This is a genomic window from Psychrobacter sp. APC 3281, assembly GCF_030407815.1.
In the GTDB taxonomy this organism is placed as follows: domain Bacteria; phylum Pseudomonadota; class Gammaproteobacteria; order Pseudomonadales; family Moraxellaceae; genus Psychrobacter.
This window is the reverse complement of sequence record NZ_JASDCS010000001.1, coordinates 288,051-309,972: the sequence shown is the minus strand read 5'-3', so window position 1 is coordinate 309,972 and position 21,922 is coordinate 288,051. Positions and strand designations below refer to the sequence as shown.

Annotated in this window: 16 protein-coding genes; 14 read left to right on the top strand and 2 right to left on the bottom strand. The window is 43.4% G+C overall.

Annotated features, from left to right (window positions below; translation table 11 throughout):
- Positions 1-11: 11 nt before the first annotated feature.
- The 7 genes from QL886_RS01240 to msrB all read left to right on the top strand — a co-directional run bounded on the left by QL886_RS01240 (position 12) and on the right by msrB (position 9,996).
- A complete protein-coding gene (locus tag QL886_RS01240; protein ID WP_102091739.1) occupies positions 12-1,844 on the top strand; it encodes an extracellular solute-binding protein in 1,833 nt (610 codons plus the stop codon).
- Between the two features lie 323 nt (positions 1,845-2,167).
- On the top strand, positions 2,168-2,947 hold the full coding sequence (gene gloB, locus QL886_RS01235) for a hydroxyacylglutathione hydrolase (RefSeq protein ID WP_057760343.1): 780 nt from the start codon (positions 2,168-2,170) through the stop codon (positions 2,945-2,947).
- A gap of 103 nt (positions 2,948-3,050) precedes the next feature.
- Positions 3,051-4,121 (top strand): microcin C ABC transporter permease YejB, encoded by a 1,071-nt coding sequence (gene yejB / locus QL886_RS01230; protein WP_102091723.1) that lies wholly within the window; start codon positions 3,051-3,053, stop codon positions 4,119-4,121.
- A gap of 98 nt (positions 4,122-4,219) precedes the next feature.
- Positions 4,220-5,233: an ABC transporter permease gene (locus QL886_RS01225; protein WP_197707688.1), complete on the top strand. Its 1,014-nt coding sequence runs from the start codon at positions 4,220-4,222 to the stop codon at positions 5,231-5,233.
- A gap of 76 nt (positions 5,234-5,309) precedes the next feature.
- Positions 5,310-6,914: a dipeptide ABC transporter ATP-binding protein gene (locus QL886_RS01220; protein ID WP_290177464.1), complete on the top strand. Its 1,605-nt coding sequence runs from the start codon at positions 5,310-5,312 to the stop codon at positions 6,912-6,914.
- Positions 6,915-7,197: 283 nt separating this feature from the next.
- Complete coding sequence (locus QL886_RS01215) at positions 7,198-8,502, top strand: iron-containing alcohol dehydrogenase (protein ID WP_290177366.1); 1,305 nt, start codon at positions 7,198-7,200, stop codon at positions 8,500-8,502.
- 279 nt (positions 8,503-8,781) lie between these two features.
- Positions 8,782-9,996, top strand: a complete 1,215-nt coding sequence (gene msrB, locus QL886_RS01210; protein WP_290177365.1) for a peptide-methionine (R)-S-oxide reductase MsrB — start codon at positions 8,782-8,784, stop codon at positions 9,994-9,996.
- Positions 9,997-10,101: 105 nt separating this feature from the next.
- Here msrB and folE read toward each other — a convergent pair whose 3' ends face one another.
- Positions 10,102-10,698 (bottom strand): GTP cyclohydrolase I FolE, encoded by a 597-nt coding sequence (gene folE, locus QL886_RS01205; RefSeq protein WP_290177364.1) that lies wholly within the window; start codon positions 10,696-10,698, stop codon positions 10,102-10,104.
- 540 nt (positions 10,699-11,238) lie between these two features.
- Here folE and QL886_RS01200 point away from each other — a divergent pair.
- Both QL886_RS01200 and QL886_RS01195 read left to right on the top strand, forming a co-directional pair.
- Positions 11,239-12,048 (top strand): enoyl-ACP reductase, encoded by an 810-nt coding sequence (locus tag QL886_RS01200; RefSeq protein WP_201607220.1) that lies wholly within the window; start codon positions 11,239-11,241, stop codon positions 12,046-12,048.
- A gap of 117 nt (positions 12,049-12,165) precedes the next feature.
- Positions 12,166-12,864, top strand: a complete 699-nt coding sequence (locus QL886_RS01195; RefSeq protein ID WP_290177363.1) for a YoaK family protein — start codon at positions 12,166-12,168, stop codon at positions 12,862-12,864.
- 64 nt (positions 12,865-12,928) lie between these two features.
- Here the strand turns inward: QL886_RS01195 and QL886_RS01190 are convergent, their stop codons facing one another.
- On the bottom strand, positions 12,929-13,093 hold the full coding sequence (locus QL886_RS01190) for a hypothetical protein (RefSeq protein ID WP_167669405.1): 165 nt from the start codon (positions 13,091-13,093) through the stop codon (positions 12,929-12,931).
- 390 nt (positions 13,094-13,483) lie between these two features.
- Here QL886_RS01190 and QL886_RS01185 point away from each other — a divergent pair, with 390 nt between their 5' ends.
- From QL886_RS01185 to hrpA, 5 genes are all read left to right on the top strand, one after another.
- A complete protein-coding gene (locus QL886_RS01185) occupies positions 13,484-14,905 on the top strand; it encodes a DASS family sodium-coupled anion symporter (protein ID WP_102091716.1) in 1,422 nt (473 codons plus the stop codon).
- A gap of 158 nt (positions 14,906-15,063) precedes the next feature.
- Complete coding sequence (locus QL886_RS01180; protein ID WP_102091737.1) at positions 15,064-16,062, top strand: alpha/beta hydrolase; 999 nt, start codon at positions 15,064-15,066, stop codon at positions 16,060-16,062.
- Entirely contained in the window at positions 16,055-16,849 is a 795-nt protein-coding gene (locus QL886_RS01175) for a metallophosphoesterase family protein (RefSeq protein WP_102091715.1), read from the top strand. Before QL886_RS01180 ends, QL886_RS01175 begins: the two co-directional genes overlap by 8 nt.
- An 85-nt stretch (positions 16,850-16,934) precedes the next feature.
- Positions 16,935-17,525, top strand: a complete 591-nt coding sequence (locus tag QL886_RS01170; protein ID WP_102091714.1) for a DUF1543 domain-containing protein — start codon at positions 16,935-16,937, stop codon at positions 17,523-17,525.
- A gap of 159 nt (positions 17,526-17,684) precedes the next feature.
- Positions 17,685-21,917: an ATP-dependent RNA helicase HrpA gene (gene hrpA, locus QL886_RS01165; RefSeq protein ID WP_290177362.1), complete on the top strand. Its 4,233-nt coding sequence runs from the start codon at positions 17,685-17,687 to the stop codon at positions 21,915-21,917.
- Positions 21,918-21,922 lie beyond the last annotated feature (5 nt).

The following is a 21,922-nucleotide window of genomic DNA, read 5'->3' as shown; positions in this document are numbered from 1 at the left end:
ATAACGTCATGATAATAAAAAACGCCCTGTTAAAAGCCATGTTGCTAACCATTACCGTCAGCTGGATACCGAGCAGTATCGCTGCACCCATCACGACGACAGCGCTTGGTCACAATAGCTCTACTGAGTATATCAGCGCGCCATACATGCCCTATGCCAATCCAAAAGCGCCATCAGGGGGCACGCTCTCTCTAGATGCTCGCGGTACGTTTAATAGCGCCAACAAATGGATGACCACGGGCGTCGCGATGATTGGCACAGACTATCTGTATGATACTTTGATGACTGGTTCATTAAATGAAGCATTTACCATGTATCCGCAGCTGGCAAGTAAAGTGACATATGATCCAGATGATACGAGCTGGATTATCTATCATCTCAACCCTGATGCTCGTTTTTGGGATGGGTCGGGTGTGACCAGCCGTGATGTAAAAGCGACTTTTGAGGCGATATTGAACAAAGGCCCCATGTATATTCGCAGTTATCTTAGCGATATCAAAGACATTCAAATCATTAATGATCAACAAGTAAAGTTTGTCTTTGCATCTGCTGAAAACAAAGAGATTTTACTGACCGTTGGGCAGTTTCCTATTTTTGCCAAGTCTTCCATTGACATCGATTTTGAGAAAATCAGTCTGTCACCATTAATGGGTAGTGGTCCTTATAAATTGGGTCGAGTTGATGCGGGGCGTTCGGTAAGTTATATACGTGATCCCAATTATTGGGGGCGTGATTTGATGGTCAATCGTGGCCGCTACAATTTTGATATGATCAAGTTTGTTTATTATCAAAGTGATGAAATTGCCTTTGAAGGTTTTAAATCTGGTCAATACCGCTTTCGTCCCGAAAATAAAGCATCTAACTGGGTAACTGGGTATAATTTCCCGGCAGTGAAAGCAGGGCTTATCCAAAAAGAGACGATAACCAGTCAAAATCCAGTACCGATGCAAGCATTGGTGATGAATTTGCGCCGTCCAATCTTTCAAGATATCAAAGTTCGCCAAGCGCTGACAGCTGCCTATGATTTTGAATGGATGAATAAAACCCTATTCCACGGGCAGTATGAACGCTTGCAAAGCTTTTTTCATGGCTCAGAGCTCGCCGCAACGGGTACGCCATCTGATGCAGAGGTGCAGGTATTGACGCCTTTATTGTCTGAGCTTGAACCAATTCAGCGCCAAGCAACATTAGCAGAATGGCAGCTACCCACCAGCGACGGTAATGGTTTTAATCGTCAAGGGTTATTAGAAGCGCGTAAGCTATTGTTAGAGGCTGGGTTTTATTATGAGGATATGAAACTATATCAACCTGATGGATCGCTTGCTCAGATTGAGATTTTGATGACAGGCGAGACCATGGGCCGTGTCTTGTTGCCTTATATTCGCAATCTAAAACGCTTGGGATTTGATGCTACTTTGCGCCAAGTCGATGGGCCGCAATATTATGAGCGAATGCGCCGTTTTGACTATGACATGGTCGTGGACGTGTTTGCCCAAAGTCTATCTCCTGGTGCTGAGCAAGCGGCATTTTGGGGTAGCGCTGCTGCTGACGAGCCGGGTAATCATAACAGTGCTGGTATCAAGAATGCAGCCGTCGATAAGGTCGTTGCTGCCCTTGGTAATGCTAAAAATCGTGACGAGATCGTACTGTATACGCAGGTGCTAGATCGGTTGTTACGCGCAGGGCATTATGTCGTACCGCTATACGGCAAATCTGGCACCAATGTCGCCTATTGGGATCAGTATCGCCATACTGAAAAACTACCGACCAATGCTGTTGGTATCGATTACTGGTGGGTGGATAAAGAGGCAGAAGGGCGTATCAATAAATATTTAAAACAATAAACAGTATTTACTATAAAGTTTGACCCGATAACAACGGACAGCTGAGCATATATGCTGTTTTATTAAATATATGCTGTTGCTATCAAATAACAGTTAGATTAGGGCGTGTCCTCATTTTAAAAATGGTGATAAAAATGAGATAAATTGCCGTCAAACGAGGAAAATAGTGCAGATAATATCGAGATATTGACCAACTATTTGACGATGTTTGGCAAAATTTAGCTGTTTTTAGCCCATTTAGAGGACACTCGTTTGAATTGAGGACACGCCCTAGATAACTCAAAATAACACGTAACAAAAATAACTACCGGTAAGGATTTAATATGAGTATTCGTATTCACCCAATCAAAGCATTTAGCGATAACTATATCTGGACATTGATTAATGAAAATAATAAGCAGGCGATTGTCATTGATCCAGGTCAAGCCCAGCCGGTCATTGATTATCTAGAGACGCATGAGCTCGAACTAACATCGATTTGGACGACTCACCATCATCATGATCATATCGGCGGCGTCGCAGAGTTGCAGGAATCGTATCCGATGACTCATCTGGTTGCGCATAGTGAGCATGGCGTCGATGAAGATCAAACTATCAAAGACGGTAGCACGGTGAGCGCATGGGGCTGCTCTGCGCAAGTCTGGGATGTATCAGGGCATACCGCTAGCCATATGGCCTATATTTTGGATATCGATGGGCAAAAGCACTGCTTCTGCGGTGATACGTTGTTTAGTGCAGGTTGTGGACGTGTGTTTACTGGTACGATTGAGCAACTGCATGAGAGCTTTAAGCGTTTGAACGGCTTGCCTCATGAGGCGCTACTGTATCCGGCGCATGAATATACGGCCAGTAACCTACGTTTTGGTCTATCTATTGAACCTGACAATGAATCGATGCAGCAAGCCTTAGCACGAGCAGAGGTACAAACTGAACAAGGCATGGCAACGCTACCAGTGACACTAGAGCATGAGCGCACGGTAAATGTGTTTTTACGTACACAAGAGCCGAGTGTAATCGCAGGAGTTAAATCCAAAATGCCTATCGATGATGAGAAGTCGTTAACGGTATTTGCAGCGTTACGTGAGCTGAAAAACAACTTTTAAAGTAAGTTTTTAACAAGTAGCTTGCTTTCAAGCATCTCTTTAACACAACGCAATTCGCTGCTGAACGTCATTGCCCTCTCTCTTTATTTAGGAAGTCGCCATTATGGGTCGTTATATCTTAAAAAGACTACTACTGATATTGCCGACACTATTTTTGATCTTGCTTGCCAACTTTGTGATCGTACAGGCGGCACCAGGCGGGCCTGTTGAGCAGCAGCTGGCACTTATCGAACAGGGCGCAAAAGACAATGCGCTTGGCGGTAATATTGGTGCGGGCAGTGCAGGTGGCAACGACAGCACTTATCAAGGCACGCGTGGTCTCTCTGAGGAGATGGTCGCCGCAATCAACGCTCAATATGGCTTTGATAAATCTGCTCCAGAGCGATTTTGGCTTATGTTAAAGAACTACGCTCAGTTAGATTTTGGTGAGTCGTTTTTTAAAGGGCAGTCGGTGACCGACCTTATTATAGAGAAGCTGCCAGTCTCGATATCGCTTGGACTATGGAGTACGCTGCTCATCTATATGATAGCTATTCCATTGGGAGTGTATAAAGCGATGCATCATGGCTCAGGCATTGATAAAGCCACTGCTATGCTGCTAGCGATCGGACATGCGATACCTGTATTTGTCTTTGCAGTGATTTTACTGGTTTTCTTTGCAGGTGGCAGCTATTGGAATATCTTTCCATTACAGGGATTGACGTCCGAAAATTTTGATCAGCTAAGCGCGCTTGGTAAAGTAAAAGATTATTTTTGGCATTTGGCATTACCGCTGCTGGCAAGTACCGTAGGCGGTTTCGCGGGCTTGACCTATTTGACCAAATTCAGCTTTTTAGAGGAACTGGGCAAGCAGTATGTACTGACCGCACGTGCTAAAGGCTTAGGTGAGCGTCAGGTGCTATATGGCCATGTGTTTCGCAATGCGATGTTGATTATTATCGCAGGTATTCCAGCCGCTATTGTTGGTATCTTCTTTGCGGGTAACTTTTTGATTGAGATTATCTTTAAACTAGATGGCTTGGGCTTGTTAGGGTTTGAAGCCATTCAACAACGTGATTATCCAGTGATATTTGGCACACTATTTATCTTTACCTTAATGGGGTTGCTACTGCAATTAATCAGTGATTTGAGCTATCACTTAATCGATCCTCGTATTGACTTTGAGGGGCGCTAATGTCAAATAATCAACCTTCACCAAATCGCAGTACTATTAATAGCGAACCAGATAAAGCGCCAATGCCTGAGCAGCTATCTGCCACAAAAAAGCAACGCTTGAACCCTATCTGGCAAGCACGACTCAATCGCTTTCGTCAAAATAGACTTGGGGTGATATCGCTGTTTGTTTTCGCAGTGATATTTGTTATTTGTATGGCAGCTAACGTCATTGCCAATGACAAACCTTTACTGGTTCAATATCAAGGCGATTATTACTTTCCGGTATTAAAGGCCTATCCTGAAACGACGTTTGGCGGTGTATTTGAGACCGAAACCAATTATAAAGACCCTGCAGTGCAGTCGCTGATTGATGAGCAAGGGTTTTATATAATGCCGCCTATTCCGTTTGCCGACCAGACGCCCAACGTCGAGCTTGGTCTGCCTTATCCAGCAGCACCCAATGCTCAGAACTGGCTTGGTACTGATGATATGGGACGTGATGTGCTGGCACGGATACTTTATGGTATGCGAGTGTCGTTACTGTTTGGTCTGGCCTTGACGCTTGCGGGTGCACTGATTGGGATTATCGTCGGTGCGGTACAAGGTTATTATGGCGGCTGGGTAGATCTGGCAGGGCAGCGATTTATGGAAGTATGGGGCGGTATGCCTCAGCTGTTTATGATTATTATTTTGGTCAGTCTGTTTAGTCCCAGCATTATTATGCTGTTCGCCATGATGCTACTGTTCGGTTGGATGGGTTTGGTCGGTTTGGTACGGGCAGAGTTCTTACGAGCCCGCAACTTTGACTATGTGCGAGCTGCACGCAATTTAGGTGTTTCGGACAGCCAAATCATGCTTAGACATATCTTACCCAATGCGTTAGCTTCTAGTTTGTCGCAGTTGCCATTTATTCTAACGGCCAATATTATCGCTTTGACTGCGCTGGATTTCTTGGGATATGGATTGCCACCTGGCTCGCCGTCTCTTGGTGAGCTAATGGTACAAGGGAAGAACAACCTTGATGCACCTTGGCTTGCCTTGTCAGGATTCTTTAGCTTGACCTTTATTTTGTCATTGCTCATCTTCGTCGGCGAAGCGCTGCGTGATGCATTTGATCCGAGGCGTTCTTAATATGACTAAAAATATTGTCGCCACTAAGCACAGCAATGCGCCAAATGAAAGTCTTCATCGTGCACAAGATAAGCTCATGCTAACTGTAGATAGATTAACTATCACGACGACTACAGGCACCCAGTTGGTCGATGCGCTGTCTTATGAGTTAAGACAAGGGCAAACCTTGGCCATCGTTGGTGAGTCAGGCTCTGGCAAGTCAATTGCCAGTCTTGCGCTACTAGGGCTGTTACCAGATAGTTTGACCATCACTGGTGTGGTACAGCTTGCAAATACGGCAGGCATGTCGACCTTGCCTATAGCGAATGATAAGGCGCGTAATGCTGCACTGCGGTCTATTCGTGGACAGCGTATCGGTATGGTATTTCAAGAGCCAATGACCGCATTAAATCCGTTACATACGGTCGCCAAACAAATCGCTGAATCGTTGCGTCTAGTTGGCGTGCCTAAGAAGCAATGGCGAGACACCAGCATTGCTTTGCTAAATGATGTCAATATTGCAGATCCTTCTAACAAGTTGAGCCGTTACCCACATGAGTTATCAGGTGGTCAGCGTCAGCGAGTAATGATTGCGATGGCATTGGCTCAGCAGCCTGATATTTTAATTGCTGATGAGCCAACGACTGCGCTCGATGTTACCTTGCAACATGAGATTTTAGCGCTACTAGATGATCTCAAAAGCAAGCACAATATGGCGATGATATTAATCAGTCATGATCTCAATTTGGTCAGGCGCTATAGTGATGAGGTCATCGTTATGCGCCAAGGTCAAACCATCGAACAGGGTCAAACGTCAGCGGTATTTGATCAGCCTAAAGCTGATTATACCCGCACACTTATCAAGCAAGACTTTGGGCAAGCATTAACCATAGAAGACGATAACGCAGATAAACAATCAATCGTATTAGAAGTGACGCGTCTTAACGTACAGTTCCCAATTGAAAAAGGTCTGCTTGGAGGTACCAAGCGCTGGTTCGATGCGGTCAAAGATGTCGATATGACGCTACAAAAAGGCCAAGCATTGGGTATCGTCGGTGAGTCTGGCTCTGGCAAAACCACCATTGCACTGGCGCTTAGTCAACTACTGAGCAACCAAGCAGGTGTGAATGGGCAGATAGTGGTCAATGATCAAGATATCTCAGCATTGTCCAAAAAAGCGCTACGTAACTTCCGCGCGCAGATACAGATGGTATTTCAGGATCCATTTGCTAGTATTAATCCGCGTATGACGGTCATGCAAATCGTGGAAGAGGGATTGCTGGTACAAGGCGTGGAAAAAATCGCCCGTCAGCAAGCGGTGCTAGATAGTCTTGCTACGGTACATTTGCCTTTAGCATTTGCGCAGCGTTATCCGCATGAGCTGTCAGGTGGTCAGCGTCAACGCGTGGCACTGGCGCGTGCCCTCATTATAAAACCAAGCTTACTTATATTAGATGAGCCGACCTCTGCGCTCGACAGTACCACACAGGTCACAGTAGTTAGTTTATTACGTGAAATACAAGAAAGACTAGAAATCAGTTATGTCTTTATTAGTCATGATCTCAAGGTAGTACGTGCACTGTGTCAGCATATCATGGTGTTAAAACAAGGCACTTGCGTAGAATCTGGACGTACCGAAGATCTTTTCAATCATCCACAACATACTTACACTCAGCAATTATTAAGGGCAAGTACTGACTAGTTTAAACGACTTACTGTAGCCACTTAGATTGATCAATCAAACTAAGCGACTAAAATAAGCGGCTTGGTATAAAATTGACACATCACAGTTCATAATAATAGCGACATAACGAAAAAAGCAGTGGTACAATAATTTTAGAGAGCTGCCCATTTTATAATGCTGTGATGCGTATCTTTATACATTCTGGCGCTCGTAAATTAGTAATATTTAACTGGCTGGCAAAAACGGTCTTTAACGGTCTTTATTGCAGTTAAAACCATCATTAAAAAGGATTTTTGTGCTCATGAAAACACAAAATAGTATTACTAAATTGGTAAAGAACAACAGCTTGCAGCATGCTGGTTATTTGGTTGTCGCTAAAACTCGGGCCAAGGTGTTAAAAGCAGTGTCTTATGTGATACCTATCAGAAGACCGATGTTATTCGTTGGCGAGACTGCCTGTGACGAGCTATGCGATATGCTTATCAATGAAGGCAATACCAATGTGTTTATTGTCACGGATGCAGTGCTCAACAAACTGGGCATACCAGCAAAAGTTACCGATTATCTAGATGCGAAAAATATCAGTTATCACATCTATGATGGTATTACGCCAGATCCTACTTTTAAAGTAGTTGAAGAAGGGCTCCGTCAATCTATAGAGGCCAATTGTGACTCTATCGTAGCCATTGGCGGCGGCTCAGTGATCGATGCGGCCAAAATGATAGCTATGTCTCAAGGCAACAAGTGCAAGCCAAAGCAGCTAATCGGTATTCTTAAAGCAAGAAAGCCCGCGACGCCGTTATACTGCGTACCAACGACAGCTGGCACGGGTTCAGAGGCGACACTTGGTGCAGTAGTATCGGATGATAAAACGCATCAAAAAGCATTGTCTATTGATCCAAGAATGGTACCATTAGCCGCAGCAATTGACCCAGTTATCATGAAAGGCATGCCAGCCCATATTACAGCAGATACTGGTATTGATGTATTGACCCATGCCTTAGAAGCATGGATGAGTGCCAATGCCAGCGTAGAGACAGATTACTATGCAGCCTCTGCCGTAAAATCTGTTATGCATTATCTACCACTAGCTTATACAGACGGTAGCAATCTAAAAGCAAGAGAAGAGATGGGTATCGCCGCTCATTACGGCGGGATTGCCTTTAATAAAGCAGGTCTGGGCTATGTGCATGCTATCGCACATCAGTTAGGCGCTTACTATAGTATTCCGCATGGTCGTGCCAATGCCATCGTGTTGCCTTATGTACTTGACGTCAATCGTAAAGCGAGCAAAAAAAGACTGGCTGCATTGGCGAAAAGAACTGGTATGGTACAGAATGGTCAAGCAGCTAATGGCGATAGTGAGATAGCAGATCACCTTATCACCCAAGTTAGAGACTTGATTGCAGATCTAAATATTGATCCAACTGTCAATGGTATGCAAACCAGCGACTTTGATAATATCGCAAAGGCAGCTGCAAAAGAGGTCAGCGATACTTATGCCGTGCCAACCTATCTGTCAGCAGCTGAAATCAAAGAAATTCTAACGAAAATTAAGCAGGTAAGTGATGAACGTGCTGATAGTAATAATGAAACAGCGTCATAGTTTTTGATAGGGCTAATGATATTAAAATAAAAAAGTCTATTACTCTTTGGAGGATAGGCTTTTTTAATGCATTGAGCTAATAAAGCTTCTGTCTTATTTCCACAGTTAAGTCATAATAAAATATATGGTCGTTATCAAATAATCGTTTAATTTATCTTGTGATTATACTCAGTTGATAAAAAATATCTTAATAAACTGTAAATATATTACAGTATAGGAATGTTTCAGTGATACAAAAGCGTTAGGATATCTAAAGGACATTACGCTTAGGAGATTTTTATGAATCGAATATTACCATCTAGAATTATAGGGTTAGTTATCATAGCGAGTAGTGCGATTTACGCAGGCTGCGCATCAACTGAAAACAGCTCTACTGTAAAGAACACAACTGCCGCTAACCCATATGCACCGACTACGCCAGGATTGGCAGTAGCCACAGTAGCGGGCGGATGTTTCTGGTGTGTTGAAGCAGGTTATGAGAAAATCCCTGGCGTCGTAGAGGTGGTCTCTGGTTATACCGGTGGTGATACCGAAAATCCAACGTATAAAGAGGTATCTGCTGGTGGCACTGGTCATACCGAAGCGGCGCAAGTGTACTATGATCCTACGAAAATCACTTATAATGGTATCGTACAAGCGTTATGGAGAATCGCTGATCCCACTGACGATCAAGGCCAATATGTTGATCGTGGTACACAGTATCGTCCAGCGATTTTTTATAATAATGCGCAAGAAAAGCAAATAGCAGAAGCGGCTAAGCAATCGCTGCAAGCGTCTGGCGTATACGACAAACCAGTCGTGATTGAAATTGTTCCTGCTGGCAATTTTTATCCTGCTGAAGAGTATCATCAAGACTATTATAAAAAGAACCCAATACGTTATAAGGCTTATACGTTCAATTCAGGACGCTATCAGTTTATCGAAAGCGTCTATGGTAAGGATTATGAACTTGATTTTACTCAGTTCAAGCCTACGGCAGCCAGTGTACAGACAGTAACGTCTAGCCAAATGCCAAACGACCAAGCAAGTACAGGGTTCAATCCAGAGACCTTTGTAAAACCATCACAAGATACGCTGAAAAAATCGCTCAGTGACATTCAGTATAAAGTCACGCAACAAGAGGGAACTGAGCGCGCTTTTAAAAATGAGTATTGGGATAATAAAGCGCCTGGATTGTATGTAGACGTTGTATCTGGTGAGCCATTATTTTCTTCTCGTGATCAATACAAGTCTGGCACAGGCTGGCCTAGCTTCACTCGTCCATTGAACACGAATATGGTGGTCGAAAAAGCAGATCGCGGTATCTTTGGGACGCGTACTGAGATTCGTAGTCGCTACGCTGACTCACACGTGGGTCATGTATTCGATGATGGTCCAGCACCGACAGGTAAGCGTTACTGTATGAACTCAGCAGCACTGCGCTTTATTCCACTTGCACAGATGGAAGCTGCGGGCTACGGGAACTGGATAGATGAGGTTACTCCAATTAGCTAGTATCGACTCACTATAATTAATACCCTTACTGTATATGACTGAGATAAAAAAAGGACGCATCGGCGTCCTTTTTTTAGTGATTACTTTAAAGCGTTTGACCCGCATTTAAAATGCTGGTTGACGCTTAGGGACGGCACCCAAAAACTCGTTACGAGCTTGATTGTTGTGTGTATATTCACCAAGCATCGCGGTACTTCGTGTGGTTGAATGCTGTTTGCTAACACCGCGCATCATCATGCACATATGCGATGCATCCATAACCACTGCCACACCGCGACAGCCCGTGACATCCATGATGGTTTGTGCGATCTGTTCACTCAAGTTTTCTTGGATTTGAAGACGACGAGCAAACATATCGACGATACGGGCAAACTTCGACAGCCCCAGTACTTGGCCATCAGGCAGGTAGCCGATATGAGCGACACCATGGAACGGTAGCATATGATGCTCGCACAATGAATAAAACTCAATGTTCTGTACCAGTACTAGCTCACGATTGGCTGATGGAAAGACAGCGTCATTGACCACCTCTTCAATGCTTTGATGATAGCCTTTGGTTAGATGAGCAAATGCTTTTGCAGCACGTACAGGCGTATCTAACAAACCAGGACGATCTAAGTCTTCGCCAGTCGAACCAATCAGTTGGCGATAGGATTCGGTACTTTCTTTATAATCTGGGGTTATTATTGGGGTGTTACTCATAAGTTTGGCAGCCATCCAAAATGTGGGTGTAGCTTAACGTTGAATCCTATCATGTCAGGATTCTTATAAAATTGTGCAAGCTGGGAAGGGCTGTGATTATACTCGAAATCTGCTGAACTTCATACTGCTGTGGCTAGCAGTTGAGTCTTTAATCAATAAAGGAGCGTTTGGTGCTTAATCGAAACGGTTGTAGTGTTAATATTCGAAGTGCGATTTTTTCATAAAATAAGCAAACTACTATAGCCTGAGTATTTTATCTTGAAGCGTTGATGCTAAAATGCAATCTAATAACTCACGAAAAACTCTCATTGTCGATACTACTTCAAGTGATAAGTTGCTATTAGTCATTTTGACGTTATTAGTTGTTTGTATCAGTCGATCTAATAACAAGAACCAAATACAGTTTACGACTGTTTACTTAAATTAATTCGTGTATAATAACTCATCTTTTCATTTGTACTATTTAGTAGTCTCAATCTTCTAATTACTCTAAATAAATTCTTATTCTAAATCATCTCGATTGATTCAAAAGGAAATCTTATGCTATTGCAAGGACAACGATTTGTCGTAACTGGCATCGCAAGTAAACTCTCTATCGCTTGGGCTATCGCAGAAGCGCTGCACCGCGAAGGGGCATCACTAATTCTGACTTACCCGAATGACAAAATCAAAAAACGCGTCGATATGGCCGCTGAAAAATTTGAAGCAGATTTGGTTCTAGAATGTGACGTAGCTTCTGATGAGTCAATTGCTGCGTGCTTTAAGCAAGTGACTGCTCATTGGGGCGACGGTATTGATGGTGTGGTACATGCCATTGGTTTTGCACCTATGGATCAGTTGGATGGGGATTTTGTTAGCGCAACGACTCGTGAAGGCAGTCACATCGCGCATGATATCTCTAGCTATAGCTTCGTTGCATTGGCTAAAGCGGCTCGTGAATTACTAGCGATGCGCCATGGTTCTATGTTGACACTGACTTATGAAGGTAGCATTTCAGTATTGCCAAACTATAATGTCATGGGTATGGCAAAAGCCAGTTTAGAAGCCAGTGTTCGTTATTTAGCAACGTCTATGGGCGGTGAAGGTATCCGTGTTAATGCGATATCTGCAGGTCCTATCCGCACGCTAGCGGCTAGTGGTATCAAATCTTTCCGTAAAATGCTCGATATCAGCGAAAAAATTGCGCCATTACAACGCAATATCACACAGACAGAAGTAGGTAACGCCGCATTGTTCCTATTGTCGCCGTGGGCATCTGGTATCACAGGTGAGATTATGTTCGTTGATGCGGGTTTCAATACAGTTGCTATCAGCGAGCAGTTGATGATGCTTGATGAACCAGCACAGTAATTGTTATAGATGATTCGTTTGATAATAGAAAAGACAGCCAAATGGCTGTCTTTTCTAGTTATACTATGAGTCTTTTTGGCTACGTGCTTTTTGGCTGCGTGCCTTTGGACGAGGGATATGATAACCAAGTTACCAAAGTGGATACTATGGGGCGGGGCGGTATTGGCCTTTAGTGCTGGTTGCGTGAATACGACGGCGTTAATGGGGTTTGCCAACTTATCAGTGTCGCACGTCACGGGCAATGTGAGCTTGTTTGCAGCGGCAATCGCTCATTCAGACGCGCGTAGTATTTTATATATTGGTACCTTGTTGCTGTCCTTTTTGGCAGGGGCTATACTAAGCGGCTTTGTCATTGGACAGACATCATTGAAACTCGGTCGTCGTTATGGACGAGCGCTATATCTAGAAGCAGCACTACTGTTGGTTAGCTATTGGTTGTATCAGCAGCATGACTATCTCGGACAATTGGCAGCAGCAATGGCATGTGGACTGCAAAATGCGATGGTGGCAACTTATAGTGGGGCGGTCATTCGGACCACCCACTTGACAGGGCTGACCTCAGACATGGGGGCGGCAATTGGTAATTGGCTTGCTGGTCGTTCTATTAGTAAGCCGACATTGGGCTTTCAAGCCATTATTTGGTATTGCTTCTGCGGTGGCAGTACAGTGGGGGCTTTTTTGTTTGCCAAAGTTAGCTATGATGCGCTGCTTGTACCCATCGCAATCGTTCTAACAGCAGCATTTATATATAACTATGTCTCAGATCATCTGCCAGAGGTGAGAGAAACAAAACTAAAAAAGCGCTCATCATCATGACAAGCGCTTCTTATTTTTGCTGTTAATACTAGATAACTGGCTTTATCTGCCGTTCTGCCATCTTTTATTTTGCGCCTTCTTCTTGATGATCTTCATGCTCATGCATACCTTGCATCATATCTAGCGCTGAGTCGTCAGTACGCTGTTGATCTTCTTTGGCCAGACTATCTTGATTGATGTCTTTTGGCGCCATTTTTGTGGTTGCATCGGTTTTATTTGCATCTGTCATAGTGTCATTCCTCTTGTTTTTATTGATGATTATCTATCTAACCCTAAAATTATGTGGTATCGGTTTTTACTTGTATAGCCCCAAATGATGAATGTTTGAATGCTTTATGTAATTTTTATCAACCAAGGCGTCCATTCAAAGCAGTGAGAACAAAGTAGTGAGAGAGCTACTATTGAAAAATCTCACAAAGTCGAGAGGTGATTATCATTAACGAATCAAACAGATATCCTAAAAAAACAAAATTAATCAAAATGTATTCATATATAAGTTATTCTGATATGATATTTTCGCGCGTAATGTTCGCTATATGAATATCATGATGTCTTATAATAAGTGTGTGTTGCAATAATTTTGACTTCATACTCACTTTGGATGCGATAAGGATAATTTATGTCAGAGAAAAAGCTGGATAGCCATATTCCTGATGATGGTAACGAGTATTTATTTACGGATACATTCCCAAAGGGAACGGGAAAAGGATTGATCGTGGTCGCCATTGCGGCAATCATTAGTTTTATTATTTATAGTGTATTGCCATTTGAGGTCAGTGCTAACAAAGGGCTAGCAATGCTGTTTTTTATCGGCGTGCTATGGCTCACTGAGGCGATACACGTCACAATCACTGCGATCTTGGTGGTTGTGGTTGGGACATTAATTGGCATTCCTGATTTTAATGCTGAAGTCGGTCTGCAAAGCTTTGCTAGTCCCATTATTTATCTCTTCTTTGGTGGTTTTGCCTTGGCGGCCGCGTTACATGTACAAAAGCTTGATAGAAAGATTGCGCTAAAAATTCTATCGTTGTCGGGCGGCAAGCTCAGTACAGCAGTATTTTTGATATTTGGTGTGACGGCATTCTTGTCCATGTGGATATCGAATACAGCGACAACGGCAATGATGCTCCCATTGGCACTCGGTATTTTAACGCAAGTTGATAGTAAAGAAGATCGCGGTACTTTTGTCTTTGTACTATTAGGTATTGCTTATTCAGCCAGCCTTGGTGGTCTAGGTACGATTGTTGGTTCGCCGCCCAATGCTATTGCCGCAAAGGCGCTCGATATTGCCTTTGTAGACTGGATGAAGTTTGGTATTCCGATGATGTTGGTACTGTTACCATTATTGTTGGGTGCGATGTATGTGTTCCTAAAGCCGAACCTAAATCGTACCATTGTCCTAGTTGATGATGCACCGATTGCTTGGAACAAGCCACGTATCGTCACTATCATCGTCTTTATCGTTACGGCATTGAGCTGGATATTTTCCAAAAAGATTGGTGCAGCTTTAGATATTACGGACACTGATGCTATCGTTGCACTATCAGCAGCAGCAGCGGTAGTAAGCTTAGGATTGGTATCTTGGAAGCAAGTATCAGACAATACGGATTGGGGTGTGCTCATGTTGTTTGGTGGTGGTATTGCGCTATCGACAATTTTGAAAGTATCTGGGGCGTCTTTGGTACTAGGGGAAACCGTAGCAACTGCGCTGTCTTCTGCACCACTTATCATTGTGATGATGGCAGTCTCAGCATTTATTATTTTCTTGACAGAATTTGCTTCCAATACTGCCTCGGCAGCATTGTTAGTGCCTGTATTTGCCGCTATTGCAGAGCAGATGGGTTTGCCACATGAGGTGCTCGTATTGGTCATCGGTATTGGTGCATCGTGTGCTTTTATGTTGCCAGTTGCCACACCGCCAAATGCTATTGTGTTTGGTACAGGTTTGATCAAGCAAACAGAAATGATTCGTACAGGTATCATATTAAATATCATTGCTACTATCGTTATCGGGCTATGGGCGTACTTTTTCTTGATATAATCAAGTAGTCATTACAATCCTAGTCATATCTGCTTAGTATAAGTGAAACCCCGATGTTCAAGACAAATTGAACGTTGGGGTTTTTTATGGCTTATCATATAAGCTAACGGTATAGAATGTTTATTATTAACGTCATCTTATTAAATGGATTTGATCACATGACACAGTACTTATTAAAAGCAACTGTTCTGATATTACTAGGCGCAATTGCCGTGTTAATGGCATTTATAGCAAAATATTGGGCACCTGATCGTACCATCGCTGAGTTAAAACAATGGCAACTACCCAACAGCGAATTTATAGACATACAAGGTATGCAGGCGCATGTAGTGCAGTCAGCTAATTGTCATACACACCGTGGCGATGCAGCCGAAAAAAACCGACCCGAAACAATCGTTTTATTGCATGGTACATCGGCAAGTTTGCATACATGGGAGGGCTGGACCAAGGCGCTGTCTGATCAATACTGTGTCGTGAGCATGGATTTGCCAGGGTTTGGTTTGACAGGTCCTTATGTGGACGAGAGTACACAATATAGCAGCGAAAATTATGCGGCGTTTGTCATTGAAGTACTTAATCATTTGAAGCTGGACCGTGTCACGCTAGCCGGTAATTCATTGGGAGGCAAGGTAGCGTGGCGTACTGCAGCTTTGTATCCTGAGCGTGTCAATCGATTGATATTGGTAGATTCAGTTGGTTATCCAGCAACGCCCAAACATATTCCTATTGGTTTTAAACTTGCTAAATATCCAATGATGTCACCAATTTTAAATCGTATCCTACCCAGAAGTGTCGTCGAAAAAAGCGTTTTAAGCGTGTATGCCGATGACAGCAAAGTCGATGAGGAGTTGATTAACAGATACTATGAATTGACCTTGCGCCAAGGTAATCGTCAAGCATTAAGTTGTCGCCTAAATGAGACTGATGATGACAGTGATCAAGCTCAAATAAAGCAGCTGGATATACCAACTTTGATCTTATGGGGTGCAAAAGATGATCTTATTCCTGTAGAAAACGCCGCGTTATTTCATAGAGATATACGTAATAGTCAGCTTAAGGTATTTGATGACTTAGGTCATGTACCGCACGAAGAAGATCCGTTAGCAACCGTTGACGTTGTAAAGCAGTTTTTGATTAGTGAGTCAGAAAATGGATAACTTAGAAAAGAAACAGATAACAACCATCGCTGCGATTTCAGATATTCATAGTAATGTCTACGCCCTTGAAGCTGTGCTTGCCGATATAAGATATCGAGATGTTGATCAGATTGTCAATCTTGGTGATATTTTATACGGACCAATAGCGCCTCATGCTACCTATGAGCTATTAATGGCAAATCGAGATGATATTATTACCATTAGAGGTAATCAGGATAGGCAGATTTATGAAGCTACTATGGCAGAAATTGCTAATAATCCAACCATGGGTTTTATTATCAAAGATCTCTCTAAAAAAGCGATTGAATGGATGCGGTCTTTGCCATTTTATTTTCATGTCAGTGAGGATGTATACCTCTGCCATGGTTCGCCGACCGATGACATGATATATTTACTAGAGGATATCGAAACGGGTCAACCAATAGTGCGTAATGATGCGACTATATTGGCGTTACTTGATGGTATTGATAATGATGTTATCTTATGTGGTCATACACACATCCCGCGTACAGTAGTACTGTCGTCAGGACAAACTATTGTGAATAGTGGTAGCGTTGGCTATCCAGCTTACGAAGACGATTTGCCTATTATTCATAAGATGCAAACTTATTCGCCTCATGCTAATTATGCTCTTATCAAATGTATTGAGACTCAACAAGGTAAACATTGGCAAACTGAGCATGTCAGGGTCGCTTATGACCATGACGCAGCAGCAAATATGGCTCTAAGAAACGGACGTGAAGATTGGGCATTTGCATTGAAGACGGGTAGAGTGATTCCAGTATGACAGTACTTAAAAACGTTCTATCCTAGCAATGACAGCATTACCTTTAGATTAACTATGGGTTTTTATTTAATAGAGATTACGTAAAATGCTAACACTATATATGGTTCAATTGGGCGGCCGTCCTAAAGGCCGTCTGATTGAGCAACACGATATTTTCTTTGGTGCAGCCAGTCAAGTGAGTGACTTGATAGGAGATATCAATGAACATTGGCCTGAGGTAAAAAATAAATGGCATATTGATTCGTATCGAGCGATTGCCAAAGTGGGTAGTTATGCCATTAAGTTAATTGAACCAAGTCAGCAATTAAAGGCTGCTGCTGACTTAAAGTTATTCTTTATCAATCTAGGTGGCTATCAGCAGGACAGTTTTGAAGAATTCCATTATAAGCTACTCATCGTTGCACCTAACCAAGCTGACGCGATCAAACAAGCAAAAAAAAGTGATTTTTATAAGCAATCTACTTTTAAAGATAAAACGTCACCTTTCAATGCAGCTTCTCATATTGATGATAAGTTTGCAGTAGATATAGATGACATATATAACGTAAATGATCTTATCTCCAATGTTCAGCTTTCGATTGAGCCTATTAGTGATACAGATGAGCTGAATGCTAAAGAAGACAAAGAGTACGTCGGCTATCTAAGCATCAAGAATTTAAAGAAATTGGCGCTATAATAGATTTATCTAAATTTCATAAAAGTAACTCAATACACGCTTGATTAAATAAACCTAATGGACAGCTTACGAGAGCAATCAGGACTCGACTAACTTGAATCATACCCCAATTACCCCCATAATCTAACCAATTCTACATAATAAATAGCCTAAGCAAATATGCCCAATACTTCTAAGCCCAATATTCCTGAAAACAGCGATTCAGATACATCTACTGTAAATGAAACTCAAGATACTAAGAAGCCAGCAGTACCACTGGCGGATCTACCAGTACTTGCCAAGGATAGCTATTACTTAAGCCGTCTTGAACGTGAGCTGGCACGTGCTGCTGTGCCTAAGAATAAAAAATCTAATCATGATTCTGAGCAAGAAAAGAAGCTAGATGATGTACTCGCTAAAAAACGTGCTCAGTACGAGAAAATAAAAATGCGTTCTCAAGAAGCTGTGCAGGCACGTATCAATAGTATTCCAAGTGATTTACCTGCCAAGCTAAATCTGGATCTGCCTGTTAGCCAACGCGCAGAAGACTTAGTACAAGCGATTATCGATAATCAAGTTATTATCGTTGCTGGTGAGACGGGTTCTGGTAAAACGACGCAGTTGCCTAAGCTTGCAATGCTAGCAGGGCGCGGTATTACAGGGCAGATAGGGCATACACAGCCGAGACGATTGGCTGCTCGTAGTGTGGCAAACCGTATCGCAGAAGAGCTGGGTGAGCCATTAGGTAATACGGTCAGTTTTAAGATTCGCTTTAATGAGCAAGGGACAGCGCAATCTATTGTAAAGCTCATGACGGACGGTATTCTGCTCGCTGAGTTGGGTCATGATCGGTTTTTGAGTAAGTACGATACGATTATTATCGATGAGGCGCATGAGCGTAGCTTAAATATCGATTTTATTATGGGTTATCTCAAAAAGATGCTGCCCAAGCGCCCAGATTTAAAAGTCATTATTACGTCAGCTACCCTCGATACTAAGCGCTTTAGTGAATACTTCAGCCGTTATGACAATAAGCTCAAACGGCAAGTTCCTGCGCCTATTTTTAATGTAGAAGGGCGTAGTTTTCCAGTAGAAGTCCGTTATCGTCCGTTGACAGATGAGCCAGTGAATAGCTCAGAAGATGACAGTTACGATGATTTTGAAGAGAACCTGCCGCGCGCTGTGGTTGCTGCGGTCGAAGAGTGCTTTAGCGACGCGCAGAGTAAAGGTCACGCCGATCAGGCTGATATTTTGATATTTGCTGCAACTGAAGCTGAGATTCGTGAGACGCAGGAAGTGCTTGAGCGTCATGGCCCTCGCCATACAGAAGTACTGCCATTGTTTGCACGGCAGACTTATGAAGAGCAGCAGCGTATCTTTCAACCATCGGGTCGAGGTCGACGTATTGTTATCGCGACCAACGTTGCTGAGACTGCATTGACCGTACCAGGTATTCGCTATGTGATTGACTTGGGTTTTGCGCGGATTTCGCGTTACTCGTATCGCTCGCGCGTACAGCGTTTACCGATTGAAGCAATTTCGCAAGCAGCGGCCAATCAGCGTAAAGGTCGCTGTGGCCGTGTTGCTCCAGGTGTTTGTATTCGTCTTTATAGCGAAGAAGATTTTAGTGGTCGTCCTGAATTTACTGAGCCTGAGATTTTACGTACTAACTTAGCATCAGTAATCCTGCAAATGGCCAATCTACGTCTAGGTAGTGTGGATGACTTTGAGTTCATTGAGCCGCCTGATAGCCGATTGGTCACTGATGGTCATAAATTGCTAAATGAGTTGGGCGCTATTACTTCCAAGAAAGATACCGCTGCTCAGGACAAAACCAACAAGCCAAAAGCGAGAAAAGGGCTTGATCACCTGCGCTTGACAGCAACTGGTCAGAAAATGGCGCGTATGCCAATCGATCCAAGGCTGGCACGTATGCTGGTGGCTGGTTCCGACTTTGATTGTATTCGTGAAATGCTAATCGTTGTGGCAGCGCTTGCTGTACAGGATCCACGCGAGCGTCCTGCCAATAAACGTACGCAAGCGGATCAGAAGCATGCGGTCTTCCGTCAAGACGACTCTGACTTTTTGTTTTATTTAAGTCTGTGGAAGGCGCTGTTTGAAAAAGATGAAGACGGCAATAAACTGTCTGGCAATCAGCGTAAGCAGTTTGCTAAGAAAAACTATCTGAGCTTCCCGCGTGTACGTGAATGGCATCAGACACACCGTCAATTGGTGCAGATGGTCACTGAACTGAAGTTAACTAATGTCAATGAGTCAAAAGCTTTTGATAAAAATATGGCTGTTAATGATCCAACAGCGATCGAAGACGAAGAGCTAAAAGCGGTCAAATATGCCAATCTGCATAGAGCGTTATTGACGGGTTTATTGTCTATCATCGCGCATAAGACTGAAAGCCGCGGTGAGTATTTGGCTGCGCGTCAGCAAAAGGCCAAGATATTTCCAGCCAGTACGGTGTTTAAACAAATACCACCTTGGGTAATGGCGTTTGAAATGGTGGAGACTTCACAAGTCTTTATGCGTACTGTTGCCAAAATCGAACCAGAATGGATTATCTCAGCGGCAGGTGATTTGCTGAAATATCATTACTTCGAACCACATTGGTCCAAGAAAACAGGACGCGTCAAAGCCTACGCACAGATTAGTCTGTTTGGACTGATTATTATTAGTAAGCAGCTGACCAACTATGAGCAAGTCAATCTGGTCGAGTCACGAGAGATATTTATTCGTGATGGCTTGGTGACGGGTAACTTTGGTCGCAATGCACCATTTTTGCAACATAACATGGATAAGATTGCTCATGTTGAGCGTATCGAGGACAAGCTGCGTCGCCGTGATTTATTGGTGGATGAAGAGACTCTCTATCAGTTCTATGATAAGAAAATCCCTGAGCACGTTGCCAGTCGCAAAGCGTTTGAGGATTGGCGTGCAGAAGTCGAAAAGCATGATGCCAAGCATCTATTCTTCACCGATGAAGATGTGCTTAATAGCCAAGCGCCGACCACAGGGGACTTTCCAGAAGTGTGGAAGCTGGGCGATTTAAAACTGCCGCTCCGCTATATCTTTGATCCGGCCAGCGATGATGATGGTGTGACCATACGTGTACCGCTTGCCGCATTACCGCAGCTCGACGCGATTGAGCTACTGTGGGGTGTGCCCGGTTGGCGCTATGAATTGGTGTTGCAGCTGCTCAAGTCGCTACCAAAAGAGATACGTCGTCAAATCGTACCGATACCCAATACTGCAGACAGTTTGTTTGATGAGTTGCAACCAAAGGGTGGACAAGGGTTACTGAAGCAGCTGTGTCAGGCATTACATCGTCGCGGTATCATGTCGGTGACGCCAGAGAACTTCAATCCATCTACGATTGATCGTTATTTGCAGCCACAAATCTGCGTGGTCGATGAGAAAAACCGTATCATCGAAAAAGGCCGTGATCTACAAACCCTACAGATTCGTCATGCATCTGAAACCAGTCAAGCGGTAAATGAGCAGCAAGGCGTGCATACTGAGTTCCCTGAGCATTTTGCTTTTAGCAAAAACCATCATAGTGCAGGTGTGGTGATGAAACAGTTTGCAGCGCTTGTCGCTGATGAAGCGGGAGAAGCTGTATCGATTCATCAATACACTGATGTCAATGCAGCACTTCAAGCACATCGTATCGGGGTGCTGACTTTAATCAAAGGCAAACTTGGTGCAAAGAAAAAGCAGCTAACGAGCCAAATCGATAGTATATTTAAACTGGCATTTGCACCACTTGGCGATATGGATAAACTCAAAACGATCGTTATAGATGCTGCGTTAGACGCGGCTCTCGAAGAGCACTATATCTTATTTGATCATTCTGAAAATTTACCAGAAAGCGCCGATGATATTGCAGTCGGATTGAGCGAGGAGCTACCGTTTACCTCTGAGGAGTATACTCAGACTCTCGAAGTGGTAGTGAGTAATTTCTTATTAACTGGTCAAAGCGTTATCAAAACGCTTAAGAATGTCTATACTCGTTGGCAACGTATTCGCCAAGGGTTGCTGATGTTAGATCGTGAAATATTTGGTGAGTCTATCGATGATATCGAAGATCAGTTAGAAGATTTACATTTGGCTGATTTTGTTTATCGGATGGATTACAGCCACTGGCAACAGTACCCACGCTATCTTGAAGCGCTACAGATTCGACTAGAGCGTCTGGAGCACAATCTCGACGCCGACCTCGATGGTGTTTATGCTCTTGACTTGCATATGGAACGGCTAGCAGGACGTGCGGACAAAGAAGCCATCAGTGAGTATCGCTGGATGGTGGAGGAATACCGTATTCAACTGTTTGCCCAGCCTATGAAAACTCGTATGGCAGTATCGCCCAAGCGTCTAAGCAAGATGTGGGATAAGGTGAGTTAGAAGGT

Excerpts from the sequence above, each read along its gene's own strand:
- gloB (WP_057760343.1), top strand. The coding sequence starts at position 2,168 with ATGAGTATTCGTATTCACCCAATCAAAGCATTTAGCGATAACTATATC.
- yejB (WP_102091723.1), top strand. The coding sequence starts at position 3,051 with ATGGGTCGTTATATCTTAAAAAGACTACTACTGATATTGCCGACACTA.
- QL886_RS01220 (WP_290177464.1), top strand. The coding sequence starts at position 5,310 with ATGCTAACTGTAGATAGATTAACTATCACGACGACTACAGGCACCCAG.
- QL886_RS01215 (WP_290177366.1), top strand. The coding sequence starts at position 7,198 with ATGAAAACACAAAATAGTATTACTAAATTGGTAAAGAACAACAGCTTG.
- msrB (WP_290177365.1), top strand. The coding sequence starts at position 8,782 with ATGAATCGAATATTACCATCTAGAATTATAGGGTTAGTTATCATAGCG.
- folE (WP_290177364.1), bottom strand. The coding sequence starts at position 10,698 with ATGAGTAACACCCCAATAATAACCCCAGATTATAAAGAAAGTACCGAA.
- QL886_RS01200 (WP_201607220.1), top strand. The coding sequence starts at position 11,239 with ATGCTATTGCAAGGACAACGATTTGTCGTAACTGGCATCGCAAGTAAA.
- QL886_RS01195 (WP_290177363.1), top strand. The coding sequence starts at position 12,166 with ATGATAACCAAGTTACCAAAGTGGATACTATGGGGCGGGGCGGTATTG.
- QL886_RS01190 (WP_167669405.1), bottom strand. The coding sequence starts at position 13,093 with ATGACAGATGCAAATAAAACCGATGCAACCACAAAAATGGCGCCAAAA.
- QL886_RS01185 (WP_102091716.1), top strand. The coding sequence starts at position 13,484 with ATGTCAGAGAAAAAGCTGGATAGCCATATTCCTGATGATGGTAACGAG.
- QL886_RS01180 (WP_102091737.1), top strand. The coding sequence starts at position 15,064 with ATGACACAGTACTTATTAAAAGCAACTGTTCTGATATTACTAGGCGCA.
- QL886_RS01175 (WP_102091715.1), top strand. The coding sequence starts at position 16,055 with ATGGATAACTTAGAAAAGAAACAGATAACAACCATCGCTGCGATTTCA.
- QL886_RS01170 (WP_102091714.1), top strand. The coding sequence starts at position 16,935 with ATGCTAACACTATATATGGTTCAATTGGGCGGCCGTCCTAAAGGCCGT.
- hrpA (WP_290177362.1), top strand. The coding sequence starts at position 17,685 with ATGCCCAATACTTCTAAGCCCAATATTCCTGAAAACAGCGATTCAGAT.